The sequence below is a fragment of the Pseudomonas sp. W2Aug9 genome, from assembly GCF_023127755.1.
In the GTDB taxonomy this organism is placed as follows: Bacteria; Pseudomonadota; Gammaproteobacteria; order Pseudomonadales; family Pseudomonadaceae; genus Aquipseudomonas; species Aquipseudomonas synxantha_A.
Genome location: NZ_SPKL01000036.1, coordinates 2,582 through 18,947, shown reverse-complemented (window position 1 = coordinate 18,947; position 16,366 = coordinate 2,582). Strand labels below are relative to the sequence as shown.

The 16,366-nt window shown below is 61.2% G+C and carries 10 protein-coding genes and 1 pseudogene; 6 read left to right on the top strand and 5 right to left on the bottom strand.

All coding sequences use genetic code 11. From position 1 onward, the window contains the following. Window positions 1-24: 24 nt before the first annotated feature. Window positions 25-1,383 carry a glutamine synthetase family protein gene (locus tag E3O56_RS23510; RefSeq protein ID WP_005788943.1) on the bottom strand — a complete coding sequence of 453 codons (1,359 nt, stop codon included), beginning with the start codon at window positions 1,381-1,383 and terminating at the stop codon, window positions 25-27. A gap of 138 nt (window positions 1,384-1,521) precedes the next feature. Here E3O56_RS23510 and E3O56_RS23505 point away from each other — a divergent pair, with 138 nt between their 5' ends. Together E3O56_RS23505 and E3O56_RS23500 are read left to right on the top strand one after the other, a co-directional pair. Further along, a complete protein-coding gene (locus E3O56_RS23505) occupies window positions 1,522-2,418 on the top strand; it encodes a helix-turn-helix domain-containing protein (RefSeq protein ID WP_248129081.1) in 897 nt (298 codons plus the stop codon). A 652-nt stretch (window positions 2,419-3,070) separates the two neighbouring features. Further along, complete coding sequence (locus E3O56_RS23500; RefSeq protein ID WP_248129080.1) at window positions 3,071-5,233, top strand: TonB-dependent siderophore receptor; 2,163 nt, start codon at window positions 3,071-3,073, stop codon at window positions 5,231-5,233. Here E3O56_RS23500 and E3O56_RS23495 read toward each other — a convergent pair. Continuing rightward, window positions 5,223-6,353, bottom strand: coding sequence for an MFS transporter (locus E3O56_RS23495; protein ID WP_078821281.1), 1,131 nt, complete (start codon window positions 6,351-6,353; stop codon window positions 5,223-5,225). The two genes, E3O56_RS23500 and E3O56_RS23495, sit on opposite strands and share 11 nt — an antisense overlap. A gap of 98 nt (window positions 6,354-6,451) precedes the next feature. On the opposite strand from E3O56_RS23495, the gene E3O56_RS23490 reads away from it, so the two are divergent. Next, a complete protein-coding gene (locus tag E3O56_RS23490; RefSeq protein ID WP_078821164.1) occupies window positions 6,452-7,222 on the top strand; it encodes a helix-turn-helix transcriptional regulator in 771 nt (256 codons plus the stop codon). Window positions 7,223-7,226: 4 nt separating this feature from the next. Here the strand turns inward: E3O56_RS23490 and E3O56_RS23485 are convergent, their stop codons facing one another. From E3O56_RS23485 to E3O56_RS23475, 3 genes are all read right to left on the bottom strand, one after another. Continuing rightward, window positions 7,227-7,664, bottom strand: coding sequence for a carboxymuconolactone decarboxylase family protein (locus E3O56_RS23485; RefSeq protein WP_005788953.1), 438 nt, complete (start codon window positions 7,662-7,664; stop codon window positions 7,227-7,229). 93 nt (window positions 7,665-7,757) lie between these two features. Next, window positions 7,758-9,203: a mechanosensitive ion channel family protein gene (locus E3O56_RS23480; protein ID WP_032880754.1), complete on the bottom strand. Its 1,446-nt coding sequence runs from the start codon at window positions 9,201-9,203 to the stop codon at window positions 7,758-7,760. A gap of 180 nt (window positions 9,204-9,383) precedes the next feature. Next, complete coding sequence (locus E3O56_RS23475; RefSeq protein WP_148853888.1) at window positions 9,384-10,250, bottom strand: pirin family protein; 867 nt, start codon at window positions 10,248-10,250, stop codon at window positions 9,384-9,386. Between the two features lie 727 nt (window positions 10,251-10,977). Between E3O56_RS23475 and E3O56_RS23470 the strand changes: the two genes are divergently transcribed. The 3 genes and pseudogenes from E3O56_RS23470 to E3O56_RS23460 all read left to right on the top strand — a co-directional run. After that, window positions 10,978-12,081 (top strand): efflux RND transporter periplasmic adaptor subunit, encoded by a 1,104-nt coding sequence (locus E3O56_RS23470; protein ID WP_103734944.1) that lies wholly within the window; start codon window positions 10,978-10,980, stop codon window positions 12,079-12,081. Between the two features lie 2 nt (window positions 12,082-12,083). Further along, complete coding sequence (locus E3O56_RS23465) at window positions 12,084-15,158, top strand: efflux RND transporter permease subunit (RefSeq protein WP_248091778.1); 3,075 nt, start codon at window positions 12,084-12,086, stop codon at window positions 15,156-15,158. A gap of 110 nt (window positions 15,159-15,268) precedes the next feature. Next, a pseudogene (locus tag E3O56_RS23460) lies at window positions 15,269-16,366 on the top strand (type IV secretion protein Rhs); the annotation flags it as partial.

The following is a 16,366-nucleotide window of genomic DNA, read 5'->3' as shown; positions in this document are numbered from 1 at the left end:
ATCGTCACCCCTTTTATCGTTGTTTTAGACGCTCAACAGCAGGAACTCACGTTCCCAGGAACTGATCACCCGCTTGAAATTCTCATGCTCGGCGCGCTTGACAGCGACGTAGCCGCGCACGAATTTTTCGCCCAGGTATTGCTTGACCGTGTCGCAGTCTTCCATGCGTGCCAGGGCATCCTCGAGGGTGAACGGCAGGCGCAGGTTGCGGCGCTCATAGGCACGGCCTTCCACCGGCGCACTGGGCTCGATCTGCTCGATCATGCCCAGGTAGCCACACAACAAGCTGGCGGCGATCGCCAGGTAGGGATTGGCATCGGCACCCGGCAAGCGGTTTTCCACGCGCATCGCCTCGGGGCTGGAAGTCGGCACGCGCAGGCCGACGGTGCGGTTTTCTTCACCCCATTCGACGTTGACCGGCGCCGAGGTGTCCGGCAAAAAGCGCCTGAACGAGTTCACGTTGGGTGCAAACATCGGCAGCAGCTTGGGGATGTACTTCTGCAGGCCGCCGATGTGATGCAGGAATAACGGGCTCATGTTGCCGTCGGCATCGACGAACACCGGTTTTCCGGTGGCAATTTCCACCACGCTCTGGTGCAGGTGCATGGCGCTGCCGGGTTCGTCGGCCACCGGCTTGGCCATGAACGTGGCGGCCACGTTGTGCTTGAGCGCGGCCTCGCGCAGGGTGCGCTTGAACACAGTGATCTGATCGGCCAGGTCCAGGGCGTCGCCGTGACGGAAGTTGATCTCCATCTGCGCCGGGCCGTCTTCGTGGATCAGTGTGTCGAGGTCCAGGCCCTGGGCTTCGCACCAGTCGTAGACGTCTTCGAACAGCGGGTCGAATTCGTTGGCGGCATCGATGGAAAATGACTGGCGCCCGGTTTCGGCACGCCCCGAACGACCGATGGGGGTTTTCAACGGCAGGTCCGGGTCTTCGCAGCGCTGGGTCAGGTAGAACTCCATTTCCGGCGCGACAATCGGCTGCCAGCCCTGGTCGGTGTACAGCTGCAGGACTTTTTTCAGCACATTGCGCGGCGACAGTTCAATCGGGTTGCCCTGTTTGTCGAAGGTGTCGTGGATCACGATGGCGGTGGGCTCGATGGCCCAGGGCACCACGTAGGTGGCGTTGGCCACCGGACGGCAGATCATGTCGATATCAGCCGGGTCCAGCAGGTCGTAGTAGATGTCGTCGTCGACAAAGTCCCCGGTTACCGTTTGCAGCAGCACACTTTCCGGCAGGCGCATGCCTCGCTCATGCAGGAACTTGTTGGTGGGTGCAATTTTGCCGCGCGCAATGCCAGTCAAGTCACTGATCACGCATTCGACTTCGGTAATCTTGTGTTCTTTCAGCCAGGTGGAGAGCTGATCGAAGGGGGCGTTCATAAGGACCTCGTCTTGGGTGGGATGCGGCGCCGGCTTGTACTGTCGACGCATTGAGGTCTATCTTGGGCCGGCCTTGAAACGGCATCTATCCACTTTGCACGCAGTACAACGCACCAATAGAGTGCGCACGGATCCCCCATGACACAGGCAACCGCTTTGCGCGTACAGGCCTTCGCTACCGGCGATGTGACCGCCCAATGCAGTGCGACACCCGGTTGGGTGCAGCATTACCAGCAAATGTCCCCCGGGCATTTCGCCGGGCGCGTGCGCTACCTCGACCTGCAAGGCGTGCAGGTGTACGAAGAATGTATGAACACCCGCGTGGAACAGCACTTCAACGCGCCGCCAGGCTCGCTGTCGTTCTGCTTCGATGGCAGCGACAACGCGCTGTACCTGCTTAACGGCGAAAGCCGCAATACCTGGATCACCCCGCAGAACTACCGCGAAGTGGCGGTGGTGTTCGGCCCGCAGTTCGTGCAGCGCCATGGGCTGGACATGACCAGACTGGAAGGGTTGTTCATGGCGCCACTGGCCTGTCAGCAAAACGCGCTGTTCACTCGCTGGCTCAGCGGTACCCTTACGCGCCTGTCGGCACTGACCGACCCCATCAGCCGTGATGCCCTGACCCAGCAGTTGCTCGACGATTGCCTGTTTATCCTCGACAACGCCTGCGTGTGCCTGGACGGCAGTTCCTTGCAAAAACGCAATGAAGAACGCCGGTTGATGGCGCGTATCGGTGAATGGGCGGCGGATGCACCGGATGAAACTGCCAACCTGTTGGAGCTGGCGCAGATTGCGGGTGTGCCGTTACGCCAATTGCAACAAGGGTTCAAGACCTACACCGGGATGAGTCCGGCGCAGTGGTTGCGGTTGCGTCGGTTGAATGGGGCGCGGCGGGAGCTATTGAGTGGCGCGGATACCACCGTGGCCGAGGTGGCGATGAATTGGTCGTTCTGGCATTTGGGGCGGTTTTCCAACAGCTATCGACAGCTGTTCAAAGAGCTTCCCAGCGAAACCCTGAGGCGCTTTGGTTGAAACGCTATCCCCTGTGGGAGCTGGCTTGCCTGCGATAGCAACCTGTCAGTCGCTGATTGACTGCCTGAACCCCCGCTATTGCAGCTTAGGTATCTACACAACTTTGGGGCGACGCTGGACCTGTGGCGAGGGAGCTTGCTCCCGTGACGGCCTGACAGCCGACACAGCTAGACCGAGTACATATCCATTGCTGCGGTAACGGCTGATATTGGTTCCGCTTTTACAGCGGGTCACTTTCGAAAAGCGCGAAAGTAACCAAAGCGCTCTTGCCCCACCACTCGGCACCTCGCTTAGGCTCGGTGTGCCCGTAATCCGCCATGGATTTGGGGGGCCGCCGCCACGCGCCATCCATGGCGCGGGGCGGCTAAACCGGCATCCCTGCCGGTTTACCCCCCAAATCCCTGTCGAATTCCGGCCAGCGTGGTTTGACGGGGCGCCTGAGATCAAAAGCAGATCAAGATCAAGAGCTCCTCGCTTCGCATCGTGGTTACCGTCGGTTGCTATCAAGTTGTGTAGATACCTATGGCTATCGCAGCAAACCAGCTCTCACATTTGATACGTGGTGTGGCAGAGCCCTGCTGCATAACTTGTAAAATCCCGCCGTTATGCCTAGCTTATGCGCCCCCCCCGCCCTGCGTTTAAGGCCCTGCCCATGGTTCTGCGTTTTCGACCCGTCGTCACTTCACGTTTTGCCCTCGGTCTGCTGCTCAGTGGCGGCATCGGCAGCAGCCTGGCCGCCGAGATCCAATTGCCGGAGGTGAAGGTCCAGGGCCTGGATGAGTCCGGTTACCGCAATGAAACCGCTTCGGTGGGCGGTTTTGACGAAGCACCATTGCTCGACACTCCGGCCTCGATCACGGTGATCAACGCAGCCTTGATCAAGGACCAGCAGGCACGCTTGCTCAGTGAAGTGCTGCGCAACGATGCCTCGGTGGGCGACAGTTACGCGCCCATCGGCTATTACGAAAACTTCGTGGTGCGCGGCTTCTCGCTGAATGCGGCCAGCAGCTACAAGATCAACGGGCGCACCATCACAGGCGAGCAGAACGTCGCCCTGGAAAACAAGCAGCAGGTGGAAGTGCTCAAGGGCCTGGCCGGTTTGCAGAGCGGCATTTCCGAGCCCAGTGGCGTGATCAACTACGTGACCAAGCGGCCGGAGGATGTGCGCTCGGTAACGGTGTCTACCGATGATCGCGGCAGCGGTTATATCGCCACCGATGTCGGCGGCTGGTTTGGCAGCGAGCAGCAGTTCGGCCTGCGTGCCAACGTCGCCCATGAAGACCTCAATTCCTATGTGGAACACGCCAATGGCCAGCGCGATTTCCTGTCCCTGGCCTTTGACTGGAACATCAGCCCCGACGCCGTGCTGCAACTGGATGCCGAGTACCAGAACAAGCAACAACGTTCGGTACCGGGGTATCAACTGTTGGGGGGTACGGAAGTGCCCCATGACGCCTCGCCGAAAAAGCTGCTGGGGCACCAGACCGGCGGCAAGCAGGTGGGGATTGATTCGCTGAACCTCAACGGCAAGTTCGAGTACCGTTTCAGCGATCAATGGAAAGGCAGTGTCAGTGCGGCGCGCAGCAAGGTGGTGATTGACGATTACAGCTCGTTTGCGTGGGGCTGCTACGGGTCGGCCAGTTGCAGTTCAACAAGCGTACCGAACTACTTCAGCCCCGAAGGCAATTACGACGTCTACGATTACCGCAGCCCTGACGACACTCGCCGCGACGACGAAATCCAGGCGGCCATGACCGGCCTGTTCGACACCGGCAACATAGGCCACGAACTGACGTTTGGTACTAGCGCCTTTCGCCGGGTGATCGACAAACGCAAGTCGGTCAACGAATTTATCGGCACCGCCAATATCGACGAACGAGTTCCGAGTTTTCCCCCTACCGACAAACCGCTGAACGACAGCCACCGCAACCTCGACAGCCGCCAGTACGGCCTGTTCGTCACCGACCGCATCCGCTTCAACGAACAATGGCAAACCATCCTCGGTGGCCGTGAAGTACGCCTGGATGAAAAAGCCTTTGACGGCGTCACCGGCAACCAGACACGCCATACCCAACAATACGTGTTCCTGCCCCAGGCCTCGCTGATCTACAAACCAGTGGACAACGTTTCGCTGTACACCAGCTACAGCAAGGGCCTGTCACTGGGCGGCACGGCGCCGTGGTTCGCAAAAAACCAGGATGAAACCCTCGCCCCCACCGTCTCGCGCCAAATCGAAGCCGGGGTTAAATACGACTGGCGCCGCATCAGCTTTGCCGCTGCCGTGTTCCAGACGCGCCAGGCTTACCAATACGCCAAGCCCGAAGGTGACGGTTTCACCTACCTGCAGCAAGGCCAGCAGAAGAACACCGGCCTGGAATTGTCCGCCAACGGCTGGGCCACCGACCGCCTACAAATCGCAACCAGCGTGGCAGCGATTCGAGCGCGGGTCAGCGGCAGCGGCACGCCGGACTATGAAGGCCACCAGGCGATCAACGTGCCCAAGCTGCGCGCCAGCCTGTACGCCGACTATGCCTTGCCGTGGGTCAATGGCCTGGCGGTACTGGGCGGCGTGCAATACAGCGCCAAGAAATACGCCAATCGCACCGGTAATGTACAGGTGGGTGATTACGCGGTGGTCAATGTCGGCAGCCGTTACACCACCAAGGTCGATGGGTACGAGACGGTGTTTCGCCTGAGCGTCGACAACCTGTTCGACAAGCGTTACTGGCGCGACGCAGGCGAATACATGGGCGATGACTACCTGTTCCAGGGTGCACCGCTGACGGCGCGCTTGAGTGCATCGGTCAACTTCTGAAGACCCGCGGCGTTGCCAGCCACAACGCCGCCAAGCTGCATACCAACAGGCTCCAGCCAAGGTCCTGGGTCCATGCCACCAGGGTCAGCCCGCCACCAATCACCAGGTAATACAGCAAGCCAAACAAGGCGGCGGCAGTGCCGAGGCGATCGCGGTAGTCGACTAACGCGCCGCCGAGCACATTGGGTATCGCCATGCCGAATGCCAGCACCACCAGCAACATCGGCCATACCAATAACCAGCTGTGTTGCAGGGCCAGTACCAGCAGGCTCCCCACCACCGCCACTGCAGCAGCGACAAACACCAATTGATCGCTGTCCATACCACGCTTGAGCAAGGTTTTGTTCAGCCACGCCCCCAGGCCGGACCCCAACGCCAGCAGCACGCCGCTGTAGCCGAACTCGGCAGTGGAGCGCCCCAGGTGCGCGAAGATAAACGGCCCCACGCTGTAATAGCTGAACAGCGCAATATTGAAGGCTGCCACCAATCCGACCGAGCGCCAGATTCCGGCATCCTTGAGCATCAATCCGAGTGTCTGGCCAAGGGCGGCCGTGGGCAACGATGCCGGGCGTGTTTCCGGCAGGGCCCACAGGCACCAGGCCCACAACCCCAGTGCGAGCAGCAGCAATGTGCCAAGCACGCCACGATAGCCGAAGCACTCCACCAGGCTTGCACCGCTGAATAACCCGATGGCGGGGCTGGCCGCCAGCGCAATGCCCATCAGCGAAAACACCTGGGCCAGTCCAGCGCCGTGGAACCGGTCACGCAACACGGTCTGCGTGACCACCGACCCCACCGCCGCACCGAAAGCAGCACACGCCTGGGCCAGCAACAAACCGCTGAATGTGGTCACATTCAAGGCCAGCGCCGAGGCGCCTGCATAAACCCCAAGCCCGATCAGCATCACGGGCCGCCGCCCCCAACGATCGCTCAAGCGCCCCCATACCACTACACCAAAAGCGAAGGCCAGGAAGTACACCGACAGTGTCTGCCCCGCCCGCTCAGGCTCGACCGCGAACACCCGGCCGATATCCCCCAGGGCCGGGCTGTACAGGGTCTGGGCCAATTGCGGGAACATCAGCAAGGCCATCGTCAGCATCAGCAAATTTCCAGACTTCATCACCAGGTCCATCCATAAAAACAATGGACGAATTCTAGGCCGCGCCAACTGGGGTATTATCCAGACTTCGACATTTTATCCATGAAATCGGACAAACCATGGCTTGGCTCGAAGCGACTGCGTCTTTCAATCCCGACGCGTTTGCCGCTCCCGTGATCGGCATCGCTGCGGTGCTGGGCAATCACGACTCCGGCATGCATCGCCACCAGCGCGGGCAGTTGCTGTTCACCCAGCAAGGTTGCACGCGCATCACACTGGACACTCAACTGTGCCTGCTGCCGCCCACCCGCGCTGCCTGGATACCCTGCGGCCTGCCCCATCGCGCGGTAATGCAGCACGCGGTCGATTACCGGTCGGTGTACGTGAGCGCGGCCCTGGCCGGGCAGTTACCCGCGCAGGTGCGCGTGATCCAAGTGAGTACCTTGCTGCGGGCCGTACTGGAACCGATGGCTATGGCACCCTTCGAGACCGATTGGCACACCGGCCGCTATGCCCACTTGCTTGGGCTGTGCCTGGACGAAATCCGCCACGCGGTCGAGCAGCCCCTGCTCCTGCCATTGCCGCAAGACAAGCGCCTGGCACCCTTGCTGGCCCAACTCGACCGCTTGCCACCGACATTGCAGGAACTGGAGCAGCACATTGGCGCCAGCACCAAGACCATTGGCCGGATTTTCCTCAAGGAAACCGGCCTGGGGTATCAGCAGTGGCGCCAACAGTGGCGACTGATGCGGGTGATCGAACTGCTCGCCACCGGGCGCAGCCTGGGCTACTGCGCCTTTGAACTGGGCTTTGCCAGCGACAGTGCGTTGATCGCCTTTTTCAAAGGCATGACCGGCAGCACCCCGCGTGGTTATTTCAAAGCCAACTGATGCCTTACTTGGGCATCTTGCGAAACCCCACCGCCAGGCGATTCCAGCTGTTGATGGTGGCGATGGCCACGCTCAGGTCGACTTGCTCCTGTGGGCTGAATTCGGCGGCCAGGGCGTTGAAGTCTTCATCCGGGGCGTGGGTGTGACTGAGCAGGGTCAGGCTTTCGGCCCAGGCCAGGGCGGCGCGTTCACGTGGGGTGAAAAATGGCGTTTCGCGCCAGGCCGACAGGGTGTACAGACGCCGCTCGGTCTCGCCGCCTTTGCGCGCATCGGCGGTGTGCATGTCGAGGCAGAACGCGCAGCCGTTGATTTGCGAGACGCGCAGGCGCACCAGTTCCAGCAGTGGCAATTCGATGGAGAGTTTGCCCACCGCTGCTTCCAGGGCGAGCATGGCTTTCATCGCGTCTGGGGAAGCGGTGTAGAAATCGGTACGGGTTTGCATGATGAGACTCCAGAACGTTGGGACAGGTGCGCAGAGTAATCAGCGCAGCGTTCTGGAGAAATAGCCAATCCGGGCGAAGAACAGGTGACCAATCTACAGGCCACGCTTCCTCAGCCACTGGATGAAGCCCTTCTTGACCGGCACCACGGGTACGTCTTCGGTCAGGGCCTGGGCGGCATGGCGACGGAAATCCAGCAGCGCTTTCATGGCTTCGCCGATATCATGCCGAGCGTCCAGGCACGGCTTGAGGTATTCATTTTCGATGCGGTACAGCGTGCAGTAGGTCTTGGCCGAAAAATCCGCCAGTGCCGCCTGGTCGGAAAGGATGCCGGACTCACCGATCACCTCCCCCGGCCCCATGCGCCCGGCCTCGAACTTGTGCCCGTCCTTGATCAACAGCACCGAGACCACGCCAGACTCGATGATGAACAGGTGATCGCTGACCTCTCCCGCCGCCAGGATCATCTCACCGGCGCGGTAGGTGTGCAGGGTCATGTTCTGGCTGAAGGTGTCTTTTTCTTCCTGACGCAAGGTCGAGAAGATCGATGAGCGCTCAAGCAGAGCGCGGGCGCCGGACACGGATGGCGGCGTGCTGCCTTCGGTGGAGGACAACAGCCCCACACCTGCCGCCTGCAAATGCCGATAGGCCAGGTCGTAAAGCTGGTTGCGTGTTTCACGCTTGAGGCCCATGGCCGGCACAAACCCACTGATTTCATATTCCACGCCGCCGCTGGTGGAGGCCTTGAACGCCACGCTTGGGGCGGGCTTGGCCAGCAGCGGCCGGCAGCCCTGCATGGCACGCTCCAGGGCCTCGATCACGGTTTGCGGGCGCGCATGGGGGCTGACTTGCAGGCTGACCGCCAGGCCGAACATGTCTGCCGGGCGCGAAAAGTTGATGATCTTGGCTTTGGCCGCCAGGGAATTGGGGATCACCGCCAGGCTGCCCTGGGACGTTTGCAGGCGCGTGGCGCGCCAGTCGATGTCGGTGACGCGGCCTTCAGTACCGTCGATTGAGATCCAGTCATCGATCTGGTAAGGCTTGGTGGTATTGAGGACGATCCCGGAAAACACATCGCTCAAGGTGCTTTGCAGCGCCAGGCCGACGATGATCGCCACGGCGCCGGAGGTGGCCAGTACGCCTTTGACCGGCAGGTCGAGCACATAGGCCATGGCGGCGATGATCGCGATCAGGAAAATCACCGCGCCCAGCAGGTCCTGCAATAAACGCCCGGTATGGCCGACCCGCTGCATCATCACCGCGCCGAGCAACACCGTAAGGGTGCGCGCCGCGAACAGCCACCAGCCGATCTGCAACGCCGTGGCGGCGAGGTGCAAGGTGGTGTCGTCGGCATAGGGCGCCGCTTGCATGGGGTTCATGCCGTCGTTGAACAACACGGCACTGAATACCGCAAAGATCACCAGCCGCGCCGCCAGTTTCCAATTGGCCAGGCTGGGGGAAATAAGGCGCCACACGGCAATGTCGATAAGGATCAACGCCACGGCGCACAACATCGGGTGATCAGCGATAAATGAGGGCATCCAGGCGACTCCAGGGCGAATGCCGAGAAGATCGCATGAAATAAGAACCCTGGGAACAAAATGTAGGAGCGAGCTTGCTCGCGAAAAACCACAACGATAACGCGTTCTGTCTGATTGAACGCAGTATGTTGAAGTTCTTCGCGAGCAAGCTCGCTCCTACAGGTTTTTTGCGGTGAACCGTCAGGTGTGCATCTGCCCGAACTTGCCCGACTGGAAGTCGGCGAACGCCTGGTGAATCTCCTGCTCGGTGTTCATCACGAACGGACCGTGGCCGACGATGGGCTCGTCGATGGGTTCACCGCTGAGCAGCAGCACCTTGGCGTCGTCATTGGACTCCAGGGTGATCTGATCACCGTCACGCTCGAACAACGCCAGTTGCCCTTGGCGCGCGACTTCTTTGCCGTTGACCAGCACAGTGCCGCTGAGGATCACCAAGGCCGTGTTGCGCCCGGCGTGCAGGTCCAGCGTGACCGCCTTACCGGCGTTGAGACGCAAGTCCCACACGTCAATCGGCGTAAAGGTGCGGGCCGGGCCCTGAGTACCGGCGAACTCACCGGCGATCAGGCGCAATTGCCCCGCGTCGTTAGCCAATGGCAGCACCGGGATATCGCCATCCACGATGGTCTGGTAACCGGCATCCGCCATTTTGTCCTTGGCCGGCAGGTTGACCCACAGTTGCACCATTTCCAGCGCCCCGCCGCTACGAGCGAAAGCTTGGGAGTGAAATTCCTCGTGGAGAATGCCCTTGGCTGCAGTCATCCATTGCACATCGCCCGGGCCGATTTTGCCGCCGGCACCGGTGGAATCGCGGTGCTCGACTTCGCCGTCGTAGACGATGGTCACGGTTTCAAAACCGCGATGCGGGTGTTGGCCGACGCCGCGACGCTGTTCAGTCGGGGTGAATTCAGCCGGGCCTGCGTGATCCAGCAACAGGAATGGGCTGATGTGCTTGCCCATGGTGTCGTAGGAAAACAGCGTGCGTACCGGGAAACCATCGCCGACCCAGTGGGCGCGGGGGCTGGTGTAGATACCAATTAGCTTTTTCATGATGTACCTCCAAAGTGAGTACAGCTTAATTCGCCTCACCTCTGAGCACTAGAGGGCAAAACTGGCCCTGATCGTTCTACATATAGAACAATTCTTTAGCCTGTAGGCGGGCTTGCCTGCGATGGTGGCTTGCCAGCCGACACCTACCTACCTGACACCCCGCGATCCAACTGTGGGAGGGGCGGTGCGACGATTCGACTTGCTCGCGAAGGCGGCCTGACAGGCGACGCAGTTATACCGGGTGCATATCCATTCCTGCGGTAACGGCCACTTAGGGTTCCGCCCTTACGGCGGCTCCTGGGCTCGGTGTGCCCGTAATCCGCCATGGATTTGGGGGGCCGCCGCCACGCGCCATCCATGGCGCGGGGCGGCTAAACCGGCATCCCTGCCGGTTTACCCCCCAAATCCCTGTCGAATTCCGGCCAGCGTGGTTTAACGGGGCGCCTGAGATCAAGAGCAGATCAAGATCAAGATCAAGAGCGGCTCGCTTCGCATCGTGGTTACGGGGCGTGCGGCAGCTACAAAGTTGTGTAGATACCTATGCTGCGATAGTGGTGGTTCGGTTGACTCATCAGTGACTGGCACTGCGCTTTCGCGAACAAGCCCACAGGAGATCTGCGCATAGCTGACTGGGATTATCGGGGGCTGGATTAATTTATATTTCGACCATAATATAAGCACAAAATTACGACCGTAATTTTTCGCACAATGGTTTCCGGAGTTCGCCATGCCCCCTCTCCCCCTGCGTTTTCTCATGCCCCTGGCCCTGTTGATGTTCCTCAATGGCTGCAACAGCAAGGCCGATACCGCCCAGGTGCCAGTGCCGCGCCCGGTACTCGCCGCCAAGGTCGAAGCAGCCGGCACCCAGCAAAGCGCCTATACCGGTGTAGTGGCCGCGCGCACGGTAAGCGACCTGGGCTTTCGGGTCAGCGGCAAGGTGATCGAACGCAAGGTCGACCCCGGCCAGCACGTCTCCCGTGGCGACACCCTGTTGGTGCTGGACATTGGCGACTTCGAACTGGCGCTGCGCTCGGCAAAAAACCGCGTCAACGCCGCCCAGGCCCAACTGCGCCAGCGCCGCGATGACGAAAACCGTTACCAGCGCCTGGCCAGTACCGGCGCGGTGTCGCGGCAGATCTTCGATCAGTCGGCCACTAACCTGCGCGTCGCCCAGGCCGAACTGGCCGCGGCGCAATCGGATGCCAGCCAGATCGAAAACCGTCGCACTTATTCAGTACTCAAGGCCGATGGCGACGGCATCATCACCGACGTGCTGGCCGATCGCGGCCAGGTGGTAGCCGAAGGGCAAATCGTGGCGCGCCTGGCCCATGACGGCGCCCGCGAAGCCATCGTCAATCTGCCGGAGAACCAGCGTGACCTGGCTACGCAAAAAGCCCTGGCGCTTCCCTTTGGCGCAGCGGACCAGGCCGTGACCGCCACTCTGCGCGAACTGTCCGCCAGCGCCGACCCCGTGACCCGCACCTACCGCGCACGTTATGTGCTGCAGGGTGCGGTCGAACGTTTCGCCCTCGGTTCCACCATCACCGTGCGCTTGCAAGGCAACGGCCAGCCCCTGCAAACCCGCGTACCCATTGGCGCCTTGCAGGATGCAGGGCAAGGCACGGGCGTATGGGTGATTGGCGACGATTTCAAACTCAGCTTCGCCCCGGTGAAGGTCGCCAGCCTCGGCCAGGAGGACGCCTTGCTCGACAGCGGCGTAACACCCGGCCAAACCATCGTCGCCCTCGGCGCTCACCTGTTGCACAGCGGCGATACGGTGCGCTTGCTGCCCTCCCAAGCGCTGGCCCTCAACCGTAAGCAGGATCAATGAGTATGCGCGGGATCAACCTCTCCGAACTGGCCGTCAAACACCGCGCTGTCACCCTGTTTTTGCTGATTGCGATCCTCGTCGCCGGGGTCTTCGCGTTCGGCAAGCTGGGCCGCGCCGAAGACCCCTCGTTCACCGTCAAGGTCATGACCATCACCGCCGCCTGGCCCGGCGCCACCGCCCAGGAGATGCAGGAGCAAGTGGCCGACCGCCTGGAAAAACGCCTGCAGGAACTGGACTACTACGACCGCGTCGAGACCATCGCCCAGCCGGGTTTCGTGTCGATGCGCATGACCTTCCTCGAATCCACACGCCCGAGCGAGATCCAGGCGCTGTTCTACCAGACACGCAAAAAGCTCAGCGACGAAGCCGCGCAACTGCCCAAGGGCGTGATCGGGCCGTTTTTCAACGATGAATATTCCGATGTGTATTTCGCCTTGTATGCCCTGGAGGCAGAACACCTGCCCCACCGCCAGCAAGTACAAATGGCCGAGGAACTGCGCCAGGGCTTGCTCAACCTGCCGGGGGTAAAAAAGGTCAATATCCTTGGTGAACAGGCCCAGCGCGTGTTTGTGGAGTTTTCCTATGAGCGCCTGGCAACTCTGGGCATCAAGCCCGAGCAAATCTTCGCCGCCCTCGCCGCGCAAAACGCCGTGGCGCCCGCAGGCTTCGTCGAAACCGCCGGCGCCCGTGCCTACATCCGCATCGACGGCGCCTTCGACAGCCTCGCGCTGATCGAAAACGTGCCGCTGCAAGTCAATGGCCGCGTGCTGCGCATCGCTGATGTCGCCACCGTGAGCCGCGGATATGAAGACCCGCCCAGCTACCGCATCCGTCACCAGGGCGACCCCGCGCTGATGCTGGGCGTGATCATGGAAAAACACTGGAACGGCCTGGAACTGGACAAGAGCCTGCTGGCCCAGGAAGCCAGGATCCAGGCCGACCTGCCCTTGGGCGTGAACTTCGCCAAAGTCTCCGACCAGGCGAAAAACATCAGCCTGGCGGTCAACGAGTTCATGCTCAAATTCTTCGTCGCCCTGGCCGTGGTGATGCTGATCAGCCTGCTGGCCCTGGGCTTTCGCGTGGGGCTGGTAGTGGCGGCAGCCGTGCCGCTGACGCTCTCGATCGTGTTCGTGATCATGCTGGTCACCGGCCGTGAATTCGACCGTGTGACCCTCGGCGCACTGATCATTTCCCTGGGTTTGTTGGTGGACGACGCGATCATTGCCATCGAGATGATGGTGGTCAAACTCGAAGAAGGCTTTGATCGGATCCACGCGGCCACCTACGCCTGGAGTTCCACGGCGGCGCCGATGCTGACCGGGACCCTGGTCACCATCATCGGTTTTCTCCCGGTAGGGTTTGCGCGCTCCGGGGCGGGCGAATACGCCGGGAATATTTTCTGGATCGTAGGTTTCGCGCTGATTTCGTCCTGGCTGGTGGCCGTGGTGTTTACGCCTTACCTGGGCGTGAAGTTGTTGCCGCACATCAAGCCAGTCCCCGGCGGGCATGATGCGATTTATGCCGGGCGCTACTACCAGAAACTGCGCAGCCTGGTGGAGGCCTGCGTGCGCGGGCGCTGGCTGGTAACCGGGCTGGTGGTGGCCGCGTTCGTGCTGTGCGGCCTGGGTATGGCGGTGGTGAAGAAACAGTTCTTCCCCGACTCCGACCGCTCGGAGCTGATTCTTGAAGTGTATATGCCACCCGGCAGCGCATTTAAAAGCACCGAAGCGGTGGCAGCGCAGGTGGAGAAAGCCCTGTTGCAAGAGCCGCAGACCAGCATGGTGGACACGTATGTGGGCGGCGGTGCACCGCGGTTTTTCCTGTCGTTGAACCCTGAAATGCCCGACCCGGCGTTCGCCAAGCTGATCGTGCAAACCCCCGACTCCCACGCCCGCGATGCGCTGAAACTGCGTATGCGCGAGCGCATTGCGGCAGGCGAATTTCCATCGGCGCGGGTGCGGGTCACACAGCTCGTCTTCGGCCCGCCGGTGCCGTTCCCGGTGGTGTTTCGCGTCTCCGGGCCAGACCTGAATGTGCTGCGCGAGCTGTCTGAAGACGTGCGCCAGGTCGTGGCCGGCAACAAGCTGACCAGAGACACCTTCCTCGAATGGGGCGAGCGTGCCAGCGCTTATCGCCTGGTGCTGGACCAGGACCGCCTGCGCTTGCTGGGTTTTACCCCCGACGAGGTCAAGTCCCAGTTGAACGCTCTGCTCAGCGGCAACCCGATCACCGAAGTCCGCGAAGGCAACCGCACCGTCTCAGTGGTGGCCCGCGCCCAGGGCAGCCAACGCGAAGACCTTGCCAACCTCAATAACATGACGCTGACCAACAGCGCCGGTACGTCGGTGCCGCTGGCCCAGGTCGGACATTTCAAGGCGGTGATGGAAGAACCGATCCTCAAGCGCCGTGACCGCGCCACCACCGTGGAAGTGCGCGCCGACATCATCGACGGCGTGCAACCGCCCGATGTGGAAATGGCCGTGTACAAAGACCTGCAACCGCTGATCGCCAAGCTGCCCAGTGGTTACAAAATCGACATCGGCGGCCCGGTAGAGGAAAGCGCCAAGGCCAACGTGGCCCTGGCGGCGCTGTTCCCGATCATGATCCTGCTGACCCTCACGGTGATCATGTTCCAGGTGCGCTCGTTCGGCGTGATGTTCATGGTGTTCGCTACCGCGCCTCTGGGCCTGATCGGTGCAGTGCCGACCTTGTTGCTGTTCAACCAGCCATTCGGCTTCAACGCGATTCTCGGGCTGATCGGCATCGGCGGCATCCTGATGCGCAACACACTGATCTTTACCGACCAGATCCGCCAGAACCAGGATCACGGCATGGCGATTCGCGAGGCCATCATCGAAGCCACAGTGCGCCGTGCGCGCCCGGTAATCCTCACCGCACTGGCAGCGGCGCTGGCGTTTATTCCGCTGACGCTGTCGGTGTTCTGGTCGTCGCTGGCCTATGTGCTGATTGGCGGCGTGCTGGTGGGCACGGTGTTGACGCTGTTGTTCCTGCCTGCGCTGTGCAGCCTGGTGCTGCGCGACAAGGTTGCTGAAACTTCCCACGCAAGCGCCGGATAAGCTCTACTCCCCTGCCCTGAAAACCTCTGCAAAGTCCCTCGCCTGATTGAACAGTGCGAGGGATTGCAGATGGTTGTTTTCGTTAGAGCCCTGATTGACAGGGCTGGCTCTTGATTCCGGTGATCGCTGGCTTCGTGCTGGCCCCCATGGATCCCAAGGCGCCGGATGTCACTCGCGTTTTAGCGGATTTTCGTACCTGCCTGAACACGTTCGACGCGTGGGCCGACAGCCTGTTGGGTGGTTCGGCACTTGCCGTGGAGCAGGTGTTCAAGGTTGGGGAAGACGTCGCACTGGTCGCGCCGGCTTCTTCCGATAAACCCAGCCGTACCGTCGCTCAATGCAAAGCCCAGGGTGGGTTGACTCTGGTGCATCTGTTTGAAAGTACCCGGTTTGTACCCATCGGCAACACCCAGGTGGAACTGCAAGCCCTGGCTCGGGATGGCAGCCCAGTCGGCGCGCCGCTTCATCGGACCATCGGCCCCAGCGGCATTCTCGAAGTCAACGACTGTACCCGCGACCAGCAATACCAAATCACCTTTTACCCCAATGTCTCCAAGGATCACGTCAAGGCGCTGTATGCCTCCTACACGTCAGTGATTGCCGGGTTGGAAGCTGATCTGCGTAAACAGTGGGACGAGCGTTTCGCGCCTCAATGGGCAGACCTTGCCAAAGATCCTGCTTACAAGCGCAGTGCGATGCAGGGCCTTGCCTTCGCTACCGGACTTGGCAAGGCGCTCTACAACCTGTGGGACAACATCACCGAGCTGTATGACCTGCTCGCGAATCTCAAATCCAACAGCGAAAAGTTGCTGAAGTACCTGTCCCAGGCCGAGCTGGATGCGCTGCTCGCGCTGGGCAAAGACACGTTGGCCAAGGGATTGCTGGTGCTCAGCGATGAGCCGCTGCTGTTTATCTACGTGGCAGCGGTGGTGGCCTGGATACGGATGCTGCCGCCGCCCGAAATGTACGAGCTGCTGGGTGAAATCACCGGCGAAGTGTTGATCAATTTGCTGCTGATCTGGGCGACGCGGGGTATTGGCGTACAGCTGCGGCTGGGTGCGCAGGTGCTGAGTGGCGTCAAGTCCGGGCGGGTGCGGGCGCTGTTGGAGTTGCTGGCCAAGCAGGTGGCGGGGCCGCGGTTGGACACGCATGTTGAGGCCGCCAAGCCTGTGTTGCTGAGCAGTTCGGCGACACCGCTCAAGGCGGTG